Genomic DNA, 21,540 nt, shown 5'->3' on the forward strand with positions numbered 1-21,540 from the left:
TCACATTTCTCTAATGACTGCGGTAATTGCATCCAGATCGGCTTGATTCCATTGGCTTTGCTGAAATTCGGCAAAATCGGAAGGAGTAAAGCCACCTGCATCGGCAGATTGACAGTGAGTAATTAGCGATCGCAATGCATCTATATAACCAACAGCCAATTTTTCCACTGTTGTACTTTGATATATCTCTTGACTAAAACTCCATTCCAAGCGCAATTGACCTGCACTCACCATTCCGTTAATTTCTAAAAGGTATGGCAGGGTTTCCTGTGGACTGTAAACGCGACCACTTGATTCTGGGGCGAACTGAAATAGAGAGGATGAAGACAAACTCTGGTCAAACTGACCCAGATAGTTGAAAGCCACCTCAGCTTGAGGTAATGCTTGCAGTGCTTGGGCAACTTCATCACCTCTGAGGTAGCGCCATATTCCATAGCCCATTCCCTGATTGGGTATGCGCCGCAGTTGTTCTTTAACTGCTTTTAAAGCTTCTCCAGGATGACTATCAGGACTTATTTTCAACACTACAGGAAAAACGGCAGTAAACCAACCCACAGTCCGGGATAAATCTATCGATTCTGAAAACGCTTCCCGGCCATGGGCTTCTAAATCTACTAACAAACAATCTATCCCCTGCCATTGGGCAAAGGTCTGTGCTAAAGCTGTCAGTAACACATCATTGATTTGAGTGTTGTAGGCTTGGGGAACCTCTTGTAACAAAGCTTGAGTTTCTTCTGGACTCAAAGCTACAGAGACAATTTCAGCTTTAGCCATTGTATTCTCTCCCCCTGGAAAGTCCACGGGTAGGGAAGCAATGGGTTGTTGCAGTTCTTGTTGCCAGTAATTGAGTTCTTGCTTGAATGCGTCTGCTTGGGCATAGGCTTGTAGTTGTTCAGCCCACTGTTTGAAGGAAGTCGTTTTAGAAGCCAATTGAATTCTTTGGCTACAACAGATTTGCTCATAACTCCTCTGCAAATCCTCCAACAGGATGCGCCACGACACCCCATCAACCGCTAAGTGATGGATGACAATTAGTAGGCGCTGTTGATTGCAGCCAAGGTGGAATAAGGCAAAGCGAAGCAATGGCCCTTCAGATAAATTGAGGCTGGCTTGAAGTTCGTTGGCAGCGTCTGCAATTACTTGTTTTTGTTGAGTTTCCGGCAAAGCTGAAAAATCTCGCTGCACCAACGGAACTACGCCATCAACATCAGCATTCACCTGCTGCCAACCAGATTCCCCCTTGACAAAACGCAAGCGAAGTGCATCATGGTGCTGGAGTAAGGCTTGCACTGCTTTCTCTAAGCAAGTAATATCCAGTGGTTGCTTTGGTGCGAGCAGAACTGCTTGATTATAGTGGTGAGGAAAATGGAGATTTTGGGCAAAGAACCAGTGCTGAATGGGTGTCAAAGGTACTGTTCCGGTGACAATCCCTTGTTCGGCGGCAATAATCGTCTCAGTTGTACTGACTACTGCTACTAATTCTGCGATCGTCTGGTATTGAAAAATCTGCTTTGGTGTTAATTGTAGTCCGGCTTCCCGAGCTTTAGAAACGACCTGAAGACTGAGGATAGAGTCTCCACCTAATGCAAAAAAGTTGTCTTTGATACCTACCTTTTCTCTACCTAGTGCCTGCGCCCAAATCGTAGCTAACTGTTTTTCGACTGTAGTTTCAGGAGCGATGAAAGCTGATGCTATTTGTGGAGTTTGCTGTTCTGGTGCTGGTAGTGCTTGCAGATTTACCTTACCGTTGGGGGTTAAAGGCATAACTTCCAGGAATACGAAGGCAGCAGGAATCATGTATTCTGGTAACTTTTCTTTGACGAAGTTACGCAGGTCATGGCTGAGTGCTGAGTGATGAATATTACTATTATCTAAATCTTGTGTTTCTTGCTCAAGAGTTTCCGACTGGAGGCGATCGCTACCCGCTATCAAATCCTCTTGCCCTCTGCTTTGTTTGTAAGGAACTATATAAGCTACTAAGCGTTTATTTCCCGCTTTTTCTTCTCGTGCTAAAACCACCACTTCTCGCACGGCGGGATGTTGACTCAGCACCGACTCAATTTCTCCTAACTCGATGCGGAATCCCCTAACTTTCACTTGATTGTCAATCCGCCCCAGGAATTCGATGTTGCCGTCTTGACGATAGCGTACTAAATCCCCTGTTTTGTATAATCGCGCTCCTAGCTGATTACTGAAGGGGTGGGGAATGAATTTATCGGCGGTCAAATCTGGACGGTTGAGGTATCCCCTAGCAATACCAACACCACTAATATATAGTTCACCAACAACACCAATGGGAACTGGTTGCAAATATTTATCTAATACGTAGGTTTGAGCATTGGGAATCGGGCGTCCAATCGGTATCTTGAGTGACGGGTTGTCTGTAGGTGCTAATGGTAATTTGTATGTAGTTGCGACAACAGTCGCCTCTGTGGGACCGTATGTGTTGATCAGTTCTGGGCGATCGCCTACACAATTTCGCCAAATTTCTACTTGTTTTCCCTGCGCTTGCTCTCCCCCAATAATTACTAGCCGCAGTGAGTCAGGCAACCGTAAATCTGCTGTGGCTATGTCAGACATGAGCTGTTGCCAGTAGGCAGTCGGCAAATCTAATACCGTCAGCTTTAAATCCTGGCACTTTTGCAGAAATGTCTGTCCATCACTGAGCATTTCATCAGTACGTAGAACTAAAGTTCCACCACACGTCAGACAGGGATAAATTTCTTCTGCTGCGGCATCAAAACTAATCGAGGCAAACTGAAGCACGCGATCGCCCTCTGTCAGTCCATATTCAACCACAGCAGCTTCCGTAAAATTAACTAAAGATTTATGTGTAATTAATACACCTTTGGGTGTGCCTGTAGAACCAGAAGTGTAAATCACATAAGCTAAATTTTCGCTTCCAGTATTACTAAAGGGATTGCTCCGGCTCTCCTGTGAGATGGCTTGCCAGTCTGTATCCAAACAGACAAGACATGCTTGATGCTCAGGCAGTTCTTTGATTAATTTTTCCTGAGTTAGAAGTACAAGCGCTTGGGAATTCGCCAAGATGTAGGCTATACGTTCCTGGGGATAGTTTGGGTCTATGGGCACATAAGCGCCGCCCGCTTTTAAGATGGCTAAGATTGCGATCGCCATCTCTAAGGAACGCTCAACACAAATCCCCACTGGCACTTCTGGTTGCACTCCCAACTTTTGCAAATAATGGGCCAGTTGGTTGGCTTTCTCGTTGAGTTCTCGGTAAGTCAACTGCTGATCTGCAAACGCCACCGCCACTGCATTTGGTGTTCTTTCCACCTGGGCTGCAAACAGTTGATGAATGCACTGGTCTTTGGTATAGTCTGTTGTTGTTTGATTCCAATCTACAAGCAGCTGATTTTCCTCAAACTTAGTCAGTAAAGCTAATTTTGAGATATTCTCATCGGGGTGAGAAACAATCCCTGCCAGCAAAGTTTGCCAATGCCCGATTATCCGGTTAATGGTGTCTGCCCTAAACAAGTCGGTGCTGTATTCTAAGGCTCCCATTAGTCCCAGCTTTGTATCTTCTAAGAACAAAGTCAAGTCAAACTCAGCAAATCCACTGTCTACAATTGAGGGAGTCAATTTCAGACCAGGCAATTCTAGGGCTTGGAGTGGCGAATCCTGGAAAACGAACATCGTCTGGAACAGAGGGTTATGACTCAATGTCCGTTCTGGTTGCAGTTCTTTCACCAGTTGCTCAAACGGAAAGTCTTGATGGGCATAAGCTGCCAAGGTGGTTTCCCGTACCCGTGCTAATAGTTCTCGAAAACTAGGGTTGTTAGAGAGATCAGTTCGCAAAACCAAAGTGTTAATAAAACAACCTAGTAAATTTTCGGTTTCAATTTGGTTGCGATTGGCAATGGGAGTACCAACTACCAGGTCTGTTTGTCCTGTGTAGCGATAGAGCAAAGTCTTAAATGCCGCAAGTAACACCATGAACAAAGTCACGCCTTCCTTTTGACTTAAGGACTTCAGTGCCTCTGTCAATGATTGAGGAAGGATGAGAGTTTGGCGCGCACCTCGCAAGCTTTGAACCGCCGGACGTGGATTGTCTGTTGGTAAGGCGAAAACCGGAGGTAAGTTTTCCAGTTTTTGCTGCCAATAAACTAACTGAGACTTGTATGTTTCGTCATCCAAAGATTGCCGCTGCCAAAGAGCGAAATCTGCATACTGGATAGGCAATTCTGGCAAAGCTGGGGCAGTGCCATCACAAAAGGCTTGGTAAAGTGTTCCTAATTCTCGATAAAAGATTTGTCGAGACAAGCCATCACAGATAATGTGATGCATGGTTAAAAGTATGATATGTTCTTGCTGTTTTAATTTGATAAGTTTGCACCGTAATAGAAGTTCTTGAGTCAGATCAAAGGTTTTACTAGATTGTTCGGTAATAATTTGTTTGACTAATTCTTCTTGTTCAGGTTTTGACAACTCTTGCAAATCTAAAATAAGCAGTTTTAATGTTATGGTCGGAGCAATAATTTGAATTGGTTGAGTGTCTACAATTTTAAAAGTGGTGCGGAGTATTTCATGTCGTTTAATAATTTCGTTGAAACTTTTTTCTAAAGCTATACTGTCAAGCTTACCTGTAACATGAATTAGAATGGAATCATTAAATAAAGGAATATCTGGTTGTAATTGATAGAGAAACCATAACCGTTCCTGAACTAAAGATAATAATAAAACATCAGAAGATTTTCTTTTAGAAATAGATGTTAAGTTTTTTATACTCAATTCTTTTTGTTTCAGACGCAGTTCTAACAGTGCCCGTTTTTCTGGAGGAAGATTTGCAATTCTTTTACTAATATCACTCATGATAAATCACCCAAATAAGTTGAGTGCTGATTTATGTTTAACAGTATTTTTAGCTTGATACTCTTCTGTGAGTTTTTGCAACTTATATAGGCTTGTCATCACAGAATCGAAATCCAAGCCAAAATCAATCAAACACGCAATTTCATCAACACCAATTGATTGCATATATTCAATAGTTTCACGACAGGTTGCGATAGGGGTAAGAATTTTTATAGCAAGGTTTGTGCCATAACCTAGTGTAATTAGCTGTTTTGAAAATAGCGATCGCAGATCAAAATTAGGAGCAAACCCATAATCCATCTGTGTACCCTGCACCGAAGCCGCGCTTGGGTGCGTCTAAATCTGTGTGCATTTGTGTTCGTTATATTCTTCATCTCCTCGTTGTTGGCAATTGCCCGTGAGAGTCTAGTGATCTGTTGCATTAGTTCTGAGGGATTAAAATGTAATTCATTAAACTATGTAACTTATCAAAATTAATGACACAAACCACTAGCTTGTGATTCTTGAGCAAGTTGTTGTTTAATTTCATCCAGTGAAACATTTTCTACCTCTGCTAATAGCTGTTCTATCTCCTTCAATTCTTCTGCCTTTAGTTGTTTTTCTGCTATGACAATAGCTAGTTCAGCTACAGTGGGGGCTTCAAATAAAAGAGTGCGCAGGGGTAGGTCTACTTGAAATGTTTGACGTAAGCGAGAAATTGTTTGTACAGCTAGTAAAGAGTGTCCGCCTAATTCAAAGAATTTGTCATAAATTCCTACTTTGTCAATACCTATCAGTTCTTCCCAAATATTGGCAATACTTTGCTCAATTTCATTACGGGGAGCAACATAAGTAGTTTCTTGGAGAGTGCGTGCATGTCTGGTGCCGGATAAGTGAGTGAAATTCTCGGATTTAGAGTTGAGAAAACTTGATGAAAGAAATTGATTAAATTGATCAATGACTAATTGTAATTCTTGTGTGGAAACTAAAATTTGAGGAAGCGGATTTGCTAAAATCCGTTCAAAGGCTTCTACTGCTTCTGTTGGCAATAGTCCATTTTTGAGAGTTTCAGAGCGCCATTTCTTAAGTTCTTCAGGAACAGCAGTATTGACTGTCATTCCCACTTCTTGCCATGTATCCCAGTTGATTGCTAATGTCAGTTTACCATTTTTGGATGTATTAAAGTGAGCAAATTTATCTAAAAATGCATTGGCTGCGCAATAATCTACTTGTCCAAATCCTCCATAAATTGAACTTAGAGAAGAACAAAGTACCAAGAAATCTAGATTGATGTCTTGGAGGACTTCATTTAGCACTAATGTTCCCTGTAATTTGGGAGCAAAAACACTATTCACAATCTCTAAAGTTTTCAGTTGAACTATACCACTTCCCGGAACTCCAGCTGCATGAATGACGCCATGAATTTCCCCAAAATTTTCTAGAGATTGAGCAACTGCACTTTGCATTTGTTCATAATTAGTGACATCGGCAGGCAATATTAAAACTTCAGCCCCCAGTGTCTCTAATTCCTGCACTTTTTGAATTTTGCGGCTAATAGGATCAGATGTATCATAAGTAGCTAGCCATTGTTGCCAATGCTCTTTTGCTGGTAATTGAGAACGTCCGATGAGGATAAGTTTAGCTTGTACTGTCTGGGCAAGATACTTGGCAATTTCTAAGCCTATACCCCCTGTGCCACCAGTGATTAAATATACTCCTTTTTGCCGTAATCGTGTTTTGCGGCTGGTAGGTTTTTCTAAAGTTATCGGTTCAAATACTTGTACCCAACGATGATGATTTCGGTAGGCGATGATAGATTCGTTGGATTCTGCTGTGATTTCTGCGAGTAATTCTTGTACAAGATTGTCGATTCTGGAAGTAGGTAAGACTACATCTATTTGACGGCATTTAATGCCTGAATATTCTTGGGGTATGACTTTAAAAGGTCCTAAAATAGTGGCTTTTGCAGGCAATAATTCCTCATTACCAGTGACATCATAGAGATGATTACTCACAACGAAAAGTTGAATTTTTGAGTCACTAATATTTTGCTGTCCTAAAGCTTGCGCTAGATAAATTAAACTCCAGAAACCATGATTTTGAATTGCTTCTAGTGACTGATGAATTAAATGAGTGAGGCTCCAAAAATGAAGGATTGTTTCTGGTATTTTACCTTGTTGATGAATAGTTTGGAGCAAAGTATAGTAATCATCTTTTTGAGTAGGATTGATTGTGTAAGTATTGTGGTTAACTTGGCTAAATTCCGCACCTACTAAGACTGCGATCGCATCTTGTCCTGTTTGTTGCAAATGTTGAACAATTTGCGAACCTATGGTGCATTCATCAACAAAAACCAGATAACAAGTAGACTTTTTCTCTCCAGTTTTGACTAGAGGAATTTGTTTCCATGAAGGAATATAAAACCAGTCAGCTATATTGGATTTTTTACCAAGTTTACTTTCCGCTTGCCCAGATTTTTCTGCTGTTAATTGGGGTTCAATCCAGTAACGCTGACGCTCAAAGGGGTAAGTCGGTAATGGTACGCGCTGACGTTGTTCGTGAGCATAAAAACCAGACCAATTGATCGATACTCCCGCTAACCAGAGTCTACCTAAGATGTTGAGTATAAAAGCAACATCCGATTGTTTGTCCTGGGGGTGGCGTAAGCTTGGCAAAACCACCTGTCCTGCTGCTTGGTGGGAATGCTGTTTGGCGAGTGTACACAAAGTACGTCCTGGCCCCACTTCTAATAAAATCCGATTTGGTTGTTGCAGTAATTGAGATATTCCCGCACTAAAGCGCACAGGAGAGCGTAAATGTTTTGCCCAATAGTTGGGATCTGTGGCTGCTTCTGGGGTGATCCAAGTTCCTGTGACATTGGAGGTGAAAGGTATCTGGGGAGGATTGAGTTTTACCTTTTTAACTTCAGCAATGAATGATTCCAAGATCGGTTCCATCATCTGGGAATGGAAGGGGTGGGAAGTATGCAGGCGGCGACATTCTACGCCTTTGGCTTGCAGTTGTGCTTCAAAGGTGTTGACGGCGTCATGACTTCCCGAAACTACACACAAATTGGGAGCATTGCTAGCAGCTAAAGATAACTCTTGATGAAGTAAGATTTTGACTTCCTCTTCTGGGAGTGCAACAGAGAGCATTGCACCTGTTGGTAATTGCTGCATCAGTCGTCCCCGCATCGCAACCAAAGTTAAAGCTTCTTCCAGAGACATCACACCAGCAAGGCAAGCCGCGACATATTCGCCGATACTATGGCCAATCATGGCGCTGGGAGAAATTCCCCAGGACATCCACAACTGAGCCAGCGCATACTCAATTACAAACAATGCACTTTGAGCGATACTGGTTTGTTTGAGTTTTTCTGCTGCTTGCGCCTGATTCTCATCGGGATAGAATAGCGATCGCAAATCAACCCCTAAGAAAGGTTTGAGGATCAAGCAGCAACGATCCAGATGTTCACGGAATATCGTCTCAGTTTGGTAAAGTTCTTTACCCATTTCCACATACTGAGCGCCTTGTCCCGGGAACATGAAGGCGATGGGACGTTCTACCGGTTCTTGGAAGTGGGTTAAAACTCTTTGTACATCGTGCCTATTTAATGTAGTGACAGCATCTGCAATATCCTGGCATACCAAGATGCGACGATAGTCAAATTCTCTGCGCCCCACTTGCAAGGTATAAGCTACATTTGCCAAGTTTTCTTGCGGATGTTCACTCAGATGGTGAGCGAGATTTTGAGTCGCCTTTTCCAGGGCAGATTCTGTTTTGGCAGAAATTAGTAACAACTGCCAAGGACGAGAGTGTAGAGACGTGCCACCTCTCGTCTCTACAACTGGTGCTTCTTCCAGAATTACATGGGCATTAGTGCCACCAATTCCTAAGGAACTGACACCTGCACGCCGGGGAGTTTTTTCAGCTTGCCATTGCGTGGGTTTTGTATTGACATAAAAAGGACTGTTGGCAAAATCAATCTCAGGATTGGGCTGCTGAAAGTTCAGGCTCGGTGGTATCAATTTATGCTGGAGAGCCAGGGCGGTTTTGATGACCCCTGCTACTCCGGCAGCAGCATCTAAATGACCGATATTCGTTTTGACAGAACCTATGGCACAGAAGCCTTTTTTGTCAGTATAGTCGCGAAAAACATTGGTCAGGGCATTGATTTCAATGGGATCACCCAAATTAGTGCCTGTGCCGTGTGCCTCAATATAGCTGAGGCTTTCCGGTTCCACTCCCGCCAAAGCCAGCGCTTCTGCTATGACTTCAGCTTGACCGTTGACACTGGGTGCAGTGTAACCAATTTTACCAGAACCATCGTTGTTGATCGCAGCTGCTTTAATTACTGCATATATGTGATCCCCATCTGCGATCGCATCTGCAAGACGTTTTAAAACTACCACTCCTACACCATTGCCAATAATTGTTCCCTGTGCTTTGGCATCAAAGGCACGACAGTGCCCATCTGGCGATAAAATTCCTCCTTCTTGATACAAATAACCTGTTTTTTGTGGGACTCTAATTGAAACTCCACCTGCCAATGTCATATCGCATTGGTAGTTTAATAAGCTTTGGCAAGCCAGAGTTATTGCTACTAGGGAAGTAGAACAAGCTGTTTGAATTGTGACACTCGGGCCAGATAAATTTAATTTATAAGAAACACGAGTAGTCAGAAAATCTTTATCGTTACCAATCAACTTTTGAAAACTATTCGCTGACCCGATTTGATCGCGATTTATATTAAATGATAAATAGTTATTTAAACTAGCACCTGCATAAACACCAATCCGACTTTCACACCTTTGAGAATCATAGCCAGCGTTTTCTAGTGCTTCCCATGCACATTCTAAAAACAGGCGGTGTTGTGGATCGGTGATTTCTGCTTCTTTAGGGTTAAAACCAAAAAAAGCAGCATCAAATAAATCTATATCTTCTAATATAGCACCTGCTTTCACATAATTAGAGTTATTTAATAATCCAGGTTCGATTCCAGCAGCGATTAACTCTTCATCTGTAAACAGAGAAATTGATTCTACTCCTGAGCGCAAATTTTGCCAAAATTTTTCAATATTTTTGGCTCCAGGGAAGCGTCCTGATATACCAATAATTGCAATTTCTTCCATTGTCTTTCCTGCTTTGTTCAGAAAAAAGCGAACACTCATGGAACACAGATGTAGACGCCCGTAAGGGCGGCTTTCCGTAGGGTACACGGATAAAGCTGTATTTCATCTAAATGAGAAGTGCTATATTTTCACTGATTACGAGTTTTTTTATTTTGTTTTATCCAGAAATTTTTTCGTTGATTTAGCACTTCCATTTGTTTTTGCGCGCGATCGCGCATTGACCCAAAACCAGGTACATCCTCTGGCTGCTGGCTTAAATATTGGGTCAAGGAACTTATCGTTGGATGTTGAAACATTGCTACAACTGATAAATTCCGTTGAAAAACAGCTTGCAGTTTATTAGTAACCTGAACCATCAACAATGAGTTACCGCCAAGGTCAAAAAAGTTATCGTTGACGCCTACTTTTTCTAGATGCAGTACTGTTTGCCAAACTTTAGCTATTTCTTGTTCTATCTGGGACTGGGGAGGTTGATATGTAGATGCTAACTCGGGGCGCAAGCTATCGGGAGCAGGTAAGGCGCGGCGATCCACTTTGCCGTTGAGTGTAAGTGGTAATGCATCTAACATCACAAAAGCAGAGGGAACCATATATTCAGGCAGCTTGTCTCGGAGGCGATCGCGTAATTCATCAATAGAAGGTGCATGATCTTGATTGGGAACCACATAGGCAACCAAACGGCGTTCACTGAGTCTATCCTCTGTGGCGATCACAACTACCTCCCGCACCTGTGGGTGTTGTCCCAGCACTGCTTCAATTTCTCCTAGTTCGATGCGGAAGCCGCGAATTTTCACTTGGTGGTCAATTCTCCCCAGGAATTCGATGTTTCCATCAGGATGGTAACGTGCTAAATCCCCTGTCTTGTAAAGGCGATTAAATTTTAGATTTTGGATTTTGAATTTTGGATTACTAAATTGTATGCGATCGCAATCTTCTGGATTTTTACTACAATCCCCCAATTTATAATCTAGAATCGGTAATTCAAAATGGGTCAAGGGGTTGGGAATGAACTTTTCTTCTGTCAATTCAGGTCTATTTAGATAGCCTCTTGCCAATCCCACACCACCAATATGCAATTCACCCGGAACTCCGATAGGGACAGGTTGAAGATGTGTATCTAATATATATATCTGGGTATTGGCAATTGGTCGACCGATAGGAACTATTTTTTCGTTGCTACCCCTTTGACAGTGCCAGGCTGTGACATCAATGGCGGCTTCGGTGGGTCCATAAAGATTGTATAATTCTGCATCTAAAGACTCAAAGAAGCGTTCTTGTAGATCAAAAGGTAAAGCTTCTCCACTACAAATTACACGTTTGAGACTCTGACAGTTCTCTAATCCCGGTGCTTCTAAGAATACTTGCAGCATTGAGGGAACAAAATGCAGTGTGGTAATTTGCTCCTGAGCAATCAGTTCGACTAGATAGCCAGCATCTTTATGACCTTCGGGTTTGGCTAAAACTAGGATTGCGCCTGTCAACAAAGGCCAAAAGAATTCCCATACAGAGACATCAAAACTAAAAGGTGTTTTCTGTAAAACTCTATCTGCTGGTGTTAATTGATAAGTATCTTGCATCCACAACAAACGATTGCATAAACCCAGATGAGTATTCATTACTCCCTTGGGTATGCCTGTAGAACCAGAGGTATAGATGACATAGGCGAGATTTTCTGGTTTAACTTCACCCACTAGATTTTCTTGGCTGTGAGCAGCAAAAGTTTCACTATCTGTGTCTAGGTATATAACTTGCCCTTGGTGTCGCGGTAGTTTTTTGACTAAATGTTGTTGAGTGAGTAACACTTTTACACCAGCATCTGCCAACATCAATGCCAAACGCTCTTGAGGATAGGCGGGATCTAGGGGTAAATAAGCACCACCCGCTTTGAGGATGGCTAAGATACCAATCACCATTTCTGGCGATCGCTCCATGCAAATACCAACGACTACATCTGGTTGCACACCCAACTGTTGCAAGCTATGGGCGATTTGATTGGCTTGATGATTTAATTTCCGGTAGGTGAATGTTTCTTTGTTAAAGACAACAGCGATCGCATCGGGTGTTTGTTCTACCTGCTGCTCAAATAAATGATGAACGCACAGATTTTGCGGATAGTCGGTTTTGGTATCATTCCACTCAACTAGAAGTTGTTGTTTTTCAGGTGCTGTGAGTATAGGTAAATCTGCAATGCACTGATCGGGATTGTTGACAACCCCTGTGAGCAATGTCTGGAAATTACCTAGCAGCCGATGAATGGTATCGGCATTAAACAAATCAGTGTTGTATTCAGCAGTGATCAGCAATCCATGTTCTGTGTCTGCTACAAATAGAGTCAGGTCGAACTTTGCTGTGCCGTTTTCGCCTTGCTGACAAGTTATGGATATGTCTGATAACTTGGGACTCGGTATTGGCACATTCTGGAGAACAAACATGACTTGGAAGAGGGGATTGTAGCTGAGGTCTCTATCTAGGTGTAGTTCCTCAACTAACTTCTCAAAAGGCAAGTCTTGATGAATATAAGCTTCTAGGGCTGTTGATTTCACCCGAGAGAGCAATTCTCTAAAACTGGGTTGGTTGGCTAGGTCTGTACGTAGCACCAAAACATTGACAAAATATCCAATTAATGATTTTACCTCTGCTTGATTACGATTGGCGATCGGAGAACCTACCAAAATATCAGTCTGTCCTGTATAGCGATAAAGTAAGATTTTGAAAGCCGTAAGCATTGTCATAAACAGGGTCACGCCTTCGCTATGACCTAGTTTTTTCAGTTCTGCTGTCAGGGTTGGGGACAGAGTTAGTCTTGCTTGAGCGCCTTTGAAGGTTTGGATCGGCGATCGCGGACGATCTGTGGGTAAATTCAAGACAGGTAGTTTGCCACCCAGCTGCTGTTTCCAGTATGTCAACAGGGTTTGGATGCGATCGCTTTGCAACCATTGCCTCTGCCAATAGGCAAAATCTATGTACTGAATAGGTAGTTCCGGCAGTGGTGAGGGTTCTCCACGAGAGAATGCTGCATACAGCGCTGCCAATTCTTGAATGAGAATGCCGATTGACCAGCCATCGGTTATGATGTGGTGGAGGGTGAGGAGCAATGTGTACTCTTGTTGGTCTAAGCGCAGTAGTTTGGCACGCAAAAGTGGTTGACTGGATAAGTCGAATGGTTGCTGAGCAAATTCATTAGCTAAACGTTGTACTTGTTCACCCCGTTGGTTGAGTGTAACTTGCTGTAAATCTTCTGTGAGTAAGGTCAATCTACTAGCTGGCTGAATAACTTGCAGAGGTTGTCCATCCACGACCACAAAGTTTGTTCGCAAAACTGCGTGACGTCTGATGATTTCATTTAAGCTTCGGGCGACTACTGCCTCGTTAATCTTACCTTTGCAGTTAATCAATATGGGAATATTGTATGCAGGCGAATCAGGAACGAACTGATGGATAAACCATAATCCCTGCTGAGAGAAAGATAAAGGGTGAACAGATGTAGTTTTCTGGACTTGGGTAACAGATATAGATGGGATGGAAGTTGTTGTTGCTAATTGAGTAAGTATCTTAGTGGAGAGCGATCGCGTACTCAACCCTTCAAAGAAGTCTGCTACAGATACAGTAACTTCTAGGTCGGCCTCAATCTGGTTTTTTAACTCAAATACTCTCAAAGAATCGAGTCCCAAGCTGCTTAATGGCTGTTGTGGGTTAATTTCCTGTGGTGCGACACCAAGGACACGCGCTACCTGTTCTCTGAGATAAGATTCTAAAAGTGGTTGAGACTCTTCTGGAGTCAGCGCTAAGAGGGTTTGTCGTTGTAAGTAGTTTTCTTTACCTAAATAAGCAGTATTATTACTGATATTACTGCCGACCACATCCAGTTCGCCTGCCAGAAAAGCTGCTTTGGTGGCACGACGTTGAATTTTGCCACTGGAAGTTTTAGGAATAGTACCTGGTTTAATCAAAACTACTGCATGAACTTGTACTTCATGTTCTTCAGTCACTGCTTGACGAATAGCAGTGGTGGCTTCATTGATATCCGGTTTGGCGCGAAATTCCAATTCTTGGACGATGACCAGCTGTTCTTGATCATTGACCTCAACTGAAAAAGCAGCTGTACTACTTGATCGCAATGATGGATGGCTGCGTTCTGTGGTTAATTCAATATCTTGGGGATAAAGATTGCGACCTCGAATGATGATTAAATCTTTTGCTCTCCCAGTAATGAAGAGTTCTCCATTGTCTAGAAAGCCTAAATCCCCAGTCCGCAAAAACGGCCCTTCTCCTGTATCTTTGAGGTAGGCACGAAAGGTTCGCTCTGTTTCCTCTTGCCGATGCCAATAACCTTGACTCACACTTGGCCCTGATACCCAAATTTCTCCCACTTGATTTGGTGAAGAGCGTGTTAATGTTTCAGGATTGGCAATCACAATTTGTTGTTGAGGAATGGTTTGACCGCAACTGACAAAGGTTTGGATATCTTTATCTTGTGTCTCAGTACTAACTTCAATGACCTGATTGTTTGCAAGTGCAGATTTGTGGACTTTTTTCACAATCGGTAAGGCTGTCTTGCTGCCACCAGAAACCATCAGAGTTGCTTCAGCCATGCCATAACAAGGGTAGAAGGCTTCTCGACGAAATCCACACTCGGCGAAGGTGAGTGCAAATTGCTCTAGAGTATCCTGTCGCACAGGTTCAGCGCCATTAAACGCTACACTCCAACTGCTGAGATCAAGACAAGAGCGCTGTTCTGGGGTAATTTTGTAAATACAATATTCGTAGGCAAAGTTAGGAGCGCCACTCGTTGTCCCTTGATATCTAGAAATAGCTTGCAACCAGCGCAAAGGTCGTTGCAAAAAAGATGCTGGCGACATCAATATGCAACTAAATCCGCCATATAAAGGTTGCAAAATACCACCAATCAGTCCCATATCATGGTATAGGGGTAGCCAGGAGACAAATTTACTGTTGGGTGAATGTCCCATGAACTGGTAAGTGGCGGCGGCGTTGTGCAGCAGGTTGCCATGACTGAGCATAACTCCCTTGGGGATGCCTGTAGAACCTGAGGTGTATTGGAGAAAGGCTATGGTATTTGCATTGATATCAGGCTGTTGCCAAGAGTCTTCCAGATCCTGTGCTAGGTTGTCGGTAACGAGCCAGCGTATATTTTCCAGGTTTGTTTGCTGTGCAAGTATGGATTGTAATGTGGGGAGCATCGCTGTTGTAGTGAGAGCGATGCTAGCCTGTGCATCTGTGCTGATAGCCTGGATTCTGGGTGCTTTGCGTTTATTCTGAGGCGGATAAGCTGGAACCGCTACAACCCCAGCGTAGAGACAACCAAAAAAAGCACTTAAGTAATCTAGCCCTGGCGGATAGAGTAGTAAGGCACGTTCCCCTTTTAAATTCAAAGCTTGGAGTTGAGATGCGATCGCACGAGAGCGCTTATCCAACTGTTGATAAGTCAGTGTCGTTTCTTGGCTCTCTCCATCCTCCAAGAAGGTAAAGGCGCGACGCGTGGGCTGTGTAGAGCTTCTCAAGCGCAAAACGTCAACAACCGTAGAACAGTTATGGGAAATTTCTTTAGAGCTTTTGGTTTGTTGAGCCATCTTAATTCCTCGAGGCAGTTAGATGCACTTGACTCTCCCCCAACATTGAATGTACGGGGATTCAAACTGTTGCTACGGGGAGGGCACCCATCCATTCCCTTGTTGCTTTTCACAGTTATTCTTCCAGAGAAATATTCTCTGTGGAACGGTCAAAACTCTCTTAGAGGTCTTGGCTAAATCTAGGTTTAGTTGTTCCTTTACCTTCAAGAGCGAATTGGCGCTTCCATTAAGATTAAGATCTGCGTTGATTCTAATACCTTTCGCGATAACAAATAGTCCAAGTTTTACTCGTCTACCTGACGATTTCCACCCTTCTGGCTTGTTACCAAATATAGGTAAAACATCATCTAAAAAGCTTGATTGGCTGGTGTAGCTCTCTTCTGTTTCAACAAAGTTAATTCCATATATTTGGCACAACTGATCTATTCGCTTTTTCAGCTTTGCAGTAGGAATATGAACAAAAGTTTGATTGTTTTGAGAGCCAAGACTAATACTATTTTTGTTCCCTTTGTTCCAACCAAAAACTATTGGACTAATTAAATTTTGTTGATATCCATACATAGGCTATTAATGAAAGGCATTGCTGAATCATAGGATGATTTAGTCCAATATGGATCGAAGTTTCAATGTTTACAGTCGCTCATTCATTCTACGAATATGCAACGCCGTCAAAAAATACATTGAGTCCTAGACTGGGAATAGACAGGCAACTTAAGAGTTGCAACTGCGTTTCATATAAAATCTTGATGATGTTGCTTTATGGTAAGTACCTAAGTAGTTACAGCATCAGAGGCGCAAGTGTTTGTTGAGTATATTCCAACTATTTTGGTTACGCCTACTTTACTTTAATGGCAAATAATATCTTTTGGCAACCAAGTAACAATAGAGAATTCCTATCAATAGTCTTAAGAGACATTGTTCTTCACTATTTGAAATTATTGCTAAGATTTCCCGCATATCTCACAAAGAGAAAAAAATGGGATCAAAAACTGCGAAAATGTATATATAGAAAGCATTCCAGCCGTTATAAGCATGACCCCAACATTAACATATCAGATCGTAGACCAAAACAATTCAAATTCTCACCGGAAAGGTCTCGTCCGATTTTTCACAAGCGAGAAATCCTGGATTATTTAAGAAAATTAGTAAACATTTGTAAAGAAGAGATTGATAATTGCTATAGATTTGCATTAATCTAAGTCGAGTATAACCTAAAAAAATTGCAACAAAGTAAGCCAAGTTAGATTGATGATATGACAACCACACAGACATTTAACTAACTCCTGAGTGACATGTCGCAAACCGAATCCTCAAGCTATAGGCCCATTTATTTTGCTTTCCCTACGCAGGTGTTGGTAGCTCTTTGATTTTTTGCACATTCGGACAGCCTACCCACAGCTGTCGAGTTTTGTCCCATCAAACTACCTGGACCGTTCTCGCGGCTTAGAATCTCTTGTTGGTGCGATCGCTCGCTTCCGCCCTTGTTCCACATTTACACAAGCCATTCGCTTTTTTGGTCACGGTATGGGGGCGCTCGTTAGCTTTGAACTTGTCCGTTTACTCCGCAAACAGTATGACACCTTACCAGTACACTTGTTTGTTTCCGCTCACCACGCACCGCAAATTCCCGATCTAGATGAACCCATTCATTCATGCTCTCGGTGAACCTGCTTTCAAAGAGGAGCTACGGTATCTCAATGGTACTCCCGAAACAGTGCTAGAAAATACCGAACTCATGCAACTTCTCATCTTTTTGGAGGAAATTTTTAATATTTGCTCAGGATATTTCGACTGTACAAAAGCTTGTCAATTACATTAATCAAAAGGTTGTTATTTAAGAAATTATTTTCAATTTGGCAATATTTTTGGTTAGGGTTTAAGCAATCTTAAGTTTGTCAATTTAAATTACGTATGTATCAAGTAAATTAAAAAGATGAAAAACTTATTAGTGTTTATCAAGTCATTGATGACCCCTAAAAATACCTCGTTAACAAACCTTAGCTCTAGACCTAAACACACCCTCTTCGTCTGCAAATCTTGCCACCGCTCTTCTGATGAGCGGCAAAAAAATCAACCCTGCGATGGTACTATCTTACTTGATAAACTAAGGACTTTATGCAATGATAAATTCCAACTTGACGAACTTGAAATTAAACCTGTTAAATGTTTATGGGCTTGTAGTCAAGGCTGTGTTGCATCTGTATCAAGTCATGACAAACCCACTTATCTGTTCGTCAATCTTCCCCCTGAACAAAGCCCAGCAGCATTACTAGAGTTTATGCAATTGTATATCAAGACTCGTAGAGGTGCTGTAGCTTGGAAAAATTTTCCCGAACTTTTACAATCTGCTATTTTTGCCCAGATTCCACCTGTTATTGTTGATAAAAATTAGCAATCATATAAAAACTAATTACGTAACTTTTTGATGAAAGCCTTTACATTAGGTAAAGTATCGCAATACACTAACATTCGGCAATAACAAGCTTGACAAGATTATATATAAATGCATACAAGGAAGAAATTTAAGTTGATGAAGCAAGTAAAATCATTATCTGATTAATACAGTAAACTGTTGATGATTAAAGATACGAAAATAGACTCCAATAATTGAGTTAAAAAATCAGAACATAATAAACATTTGGGTGAGAAAATAATTCAAAAGCGAGTGTAAAAAAATTATGGACTTAATGCAAGAGGCAATTTTAATTTCGTGACACAGTCACAAAATTAATGAATTAGTAACAGAACAAAATTTTCGGCTTTGGACAGCATCAGTGGCTTGACGATCTGTGAGTCCTTCGATGTACTACAAGATTGTAACTAGAACTAATCGCAGCGGTGATACTCCAGGTTATGGTTAGAAAACAATCTACTAAAATCTTGGTCACTCATAAAGGAGCCAAGGTGACCTGCCATCCTGATGCAGAGGTTACCTTTTGGAAAAATAGCTTTGGCAACTTTAGCAGTTTCTGCTGGTACAGTATGACCCGGTTTTGGATTCAGTGACATCGAACGATACAGGGATGCGATCGCTGTTTAGATCCTAAATAACTCTTGATGGAGCCAACTTCTTTGTTAAGCAATATTTCGCCACCAGTATCAAAAGTTGCCAAGAACCCAGATAATGTGCAACTCGACACTTTTAGTTGAGAAATAATGTATCTTCTATAACCAAGATTTATTAACATATACGGTTTATTCTTAAATAACGCTAATGCTAATAAATGCTAATAAGCAAATTATTAGTATTTATTAGCATTTAGACCACAATTGCAAATTAAGTTTTTTCAGTGTTTTAACTAGGTGTGAGGAATAAATGAAGCTACAGCTATTGATTCAAAGTCTATTAATTACAGGCTCCTCATTTACTTTATTGTTAATAAATCCTGCTTTCAGCAAGGAAGCACAAGTTCTAGATGTCAAGACTGAGAATACCCAATCTGACAAAAAGGCGAATCTTCAAGCAGTCAATACGCCAATCAAAAAGATACCGCACCTGAGTGAAATAGATTTTGTACCTAAGGTTATCCAGAAGCTGGTGCAGTCACCCGTAACAGAAGTCATAGAAGTGACGGGAGTTCAAGTTAATACAACAGAAAAAGGTCTGGATGTAATTCTCCAGACTTCCAAAGCAGAGCAACTACAAGTATCGGGAAGGAATGAAGGCAACGCCTATATTGCTGACATACCAAATGCACAACTACGCCTACCTGATGGCAATACATTTCGTCAAGAAAAACCTCTTGCCGGAATAGCTGAGGTAATTGTGACTAATCAGGATGCAAATACTATTCGGGTCACAGTCAGAGGCGAAACGGGCGCGCCGACAATCGAGTTGTTTGATAGTGATAATGGTTTGATTTTTGAAGTTGCTGCGCCTGCACCTTCCGCGCCACAACCACAGCAGCAACCGCAAACGCCAGCAACTCCTCCGCCAACACAGCCGGAAAGTCAAACTCAACCAGAGCAGCCATCAGCAGAAACTGATGAACCGATTGAACTGGTGGTAACAGGTGAGCAAGACGGATATAGCGTTCCGAGTGCCACTACTGGGACTAGAACTGACACTCCGATCCGAGACACTCCCTTTTCAATTCAAGTTGTTCCTCAAGAAGTACTCGAAGATCAGCAAGTGCAGCGACTCAATGAAGCTCTGAGGAATATTTCAGGTGTAACACCGGGTGTATCTACTCGCTCTCCCTTTGATTTCTACACAATACGTGGTTTTGGTGGTTTTGGTACTAACAACATCATCATCGACGGTTTGCGTGACAGGTACAGCAGTGGTGGTACAAGCCTGGGTAACGTTGAGCAAGTAGAAGTCCTCAAAGGCCCAGCAGGTGCTTTGTTTGGTCAGGGTACACCAGGAGGAACGATTAACGTTACTACAAAAAGACCTTTGAGTACTCCTGCCTATGACGTAGAGTTAGGCTTGGGAAATTTCAATACATACATTGGCAGTATTGATTTAACAGGCCCTCTTGATGAAAACAAAAATATCCTCTACCGCTTTAGTGCCTACGGGTTTAGTTCAGAAACCTTTGTTGATTTCTTTGATGTCACGCGCTATTCTTTTGCTCCTGCTTTGTCCTTTCGTTTGGGCGAGAATACTAACTTGACGGTAGAAGGAAGCTATTCCGTTGTTGAGCAGAAAAACGATCGCGGTTTACCAGCCAGAGGAACTGTCCTACCCAATCCCAACGGTGATATTCCACTCAATCGCTTTCTTGGTGAGCCTTCTGTCGATTTTGTTGGGCAAAACATCGGGCGGATTGGTTATCAGTTTGAGCATAACTTTAATGATAACTGGCAGCTTCGCAACTCATTCCGAGCCACCTTTTACCGTCAGCCTCAAAACACTTTTCTTCCTCTAGGATTGCAAGAAGATGGTCGTACTCTTGAACGTTTACAAAACCAATTAGATGAACAAGATGGTACTAGTTACATTCTAGACACCAATGTTGTTGGTAACTTTAAAACAGGAAGTATCGCCCATAAGCTATTATTTGGTGTTGATCTATACCGAGATACCTATAACTCTTCTGGGGTAGATTTAGAAATTACACCAATTGACATCTTCAACCCTGTCTACGGTCGTGATCAAGTAGGTGCGAGAATTCCTGACACGGCTTCTTCTTTTGAAGAAACTAATCAAGCTTTAGGCATCTATATTCAAGACCAAATTACTCTATTAGAGAACCTGAAAATTTTGTTGGGTGGACGTTTTGATCTGATCAATCAAAGAAGCGAATTTGTAGATAGTTTTGGTGATGCATTCCCTTCTTTCCAACAAGATGAAGCCTTTAGCCCTCGATTTGGGATTGTCTATCAACCAATTCCCGAAGTTTCACTCTATGCGAGTTATACTCGCTCATTTCAACAAGTTGTGGGAACAACTTTTGATCGAAGATTATTTAAGCCAGAGCGTGGCACTCAGTGGGAAGTTGGTGTGAAAACTGATTTAACTGATAAGCTTTCTGCAACCCTTGCATACTACAACATAACCCGTTCTAATGTTCTAGCTGATGATCCAGAAAATGCTGGTTTTTCTGTGCAAACGGGTGAACAAAACAGTCAAGGTGTGGAATTGGATATTGCTGGAGAAATACTTCCTGGATGGAAAATTATTGCCTCCGCAGCATATACTGATGCCAAAGTTACAGAAGATGCCGATTTTTCAGGTAATAAACTCAATAACGTCCCGGAATTTGGTGCTAGTTTGTGGACTACTTATGAAATTCAGAGGGGAGATTTGCAGGGATTGGGATTTGGTTTTGGGCTGTTTTACGTCGGAGAACGTGAGGGGGATATAGCTAACACCTTTACCTTACCAAGCTACGTAAGAACGGATGCCGCGATTTTTTATCAGGAAGACAACTTCCGTGCTTCTATTAATATCAAGAACCTGTTTAACATTGAGTATTTTGAAAGTGCCCGGAATGACCGAGAAGTATTTCCAGGCGATCCATTAACTGTGGTTGGTTCTGTCTCCTGGAGATTTTAGC

General features: G+C 42.0%; 8 protein-coding genes and 1 pseudogene. 3 read left to right on the top strand and 6 right to left on the bottom strand.

Annotated elements, in window-relative coordinates:
* The 5 genes from NIES592_RS07340 to NIES592_RS07360 form a co-directional block, all read right to left on the bottom strand.
* A complete protein-coding gene (locus NIES592_RS07340; protein ID WP_073555338.1) occupies window positions 1-4,833 on the bottom strand; it encodes a non-ribosomal peptide synthetase in 4,833 nt (1,610 codons plus the stop codon).
* Window positions 4,834-4,839: 6 nt separating this feature from the next.
* Window positions 4,840-5,133: a hypothetical protein gene (locus tag NIES592_RS24985; RefSeq protein WP_062246097.1), complete on the bottom strand. Its 294-nt coding sequence runs from the start codon at window positions 5,131-5,133 to the stop codon at window positions 4,840-4,842.
* 173 nt (window positions 5,134-5,306) lie between these two features.
* Complete coding sequence (locus NIES592_RS07350) at window positions 5,307-9,944, bottom strand: type I polyketide synthase (protein ID WP_073555339.1); 4,638 nt, start codon at window positions 9,942-9,944, stop codon at window positions 5,307-5,309.
* Between the two features lie 128 nt (window positions 9,945-10,072).
* A complete protein-coding gene (locus NIES592_RS07355; RefSeq protein ID WP_073555340.1) occupies window positions 10,073-15,535 on the bottom strand; it encodes a non-ribosomal peptide synthetase in 5,463 nt (1,820 codons plus the stop codon).
* 72 nt (window positions 15,536-15,607) lie between these two features.
* Window positions 15,608-16,096: an IS200/IS605 family element transposase accessory protein TnpB gene (locus NIES592_RS07360; RefSeq protein ID WP_062246091.1), complete on the bottom strand. Its 489-nt coding sequence runs from the start codon at window positions 16,094-16,096 to the stop codon at window positions 15,608-15,610.
* Between the two features lie 810 nt (window positions 16,097-16,906).
* Between NIES592_RS07360 and NIES592_RS26200 the strand changes: the two genes are divergently transcribed.
* Window positions 16,907-17,200, top strand: coding sequence for a thioesterase II family protein (locus tag NIES592_RS26200; RefSeq protein WP_071846733.1), 294 nt, complete (start codon window positions 16,907-16,909; stop codon window positions 17,198-17,200).
* 301 nt (window positions 17,201-17,501) lie between these two features.
* On the top strand, window positions 17,502-17,927 hold the full coding sequence (locus NIES592_RS07375) for a DUF1636 family protein (RefSeq protein WP_062246087.1): 426 nt from the start codon (window positions 17,502-17,504) through the stop codon (window positions 17,925-17,927).
* Between the two features lie 417 nt (window positions 17,928-18,344).
* On the opposite strand, the pseudogene NIES592_RS07380 reads toward NIES592_RS07375, so the two are convergent.
* Window positions 18,345-18,544 (bottom strand): annotated as a pseudogene (locus NIES592_RS07380) (IS5/IS1182 family transposase); the annotation flags it as partial.
* A 307-nt stretch (window positions 18,545-18,851) separates the two neighbouring features.
* Here NIES592_RS07380 and NIES592_RS07385 point away from each other — a divergent pair.
* Window positions 18,852-21,539, top strand: coding sequence for a TonB-dependent siderophore receptor (locus NIES592_RS07385; RefSeq protein WP_073555342.1), 2,688 nt, complete (start codon window positions 18,852-18,854; stop codon window positions 21,537-21,539).
* Window position 21,540: the final 1 nt, after the last annotated feature.

It is taken from the genome of Fischerella major NIES-592 (assembly GCF_001904645.1).
Lineage (GTDB): Bacteria > Cyanobacteriota > Cyanobacteriia > Cyanobacteriales > Nostocaceae > Fischerella > Fischerella thermalis.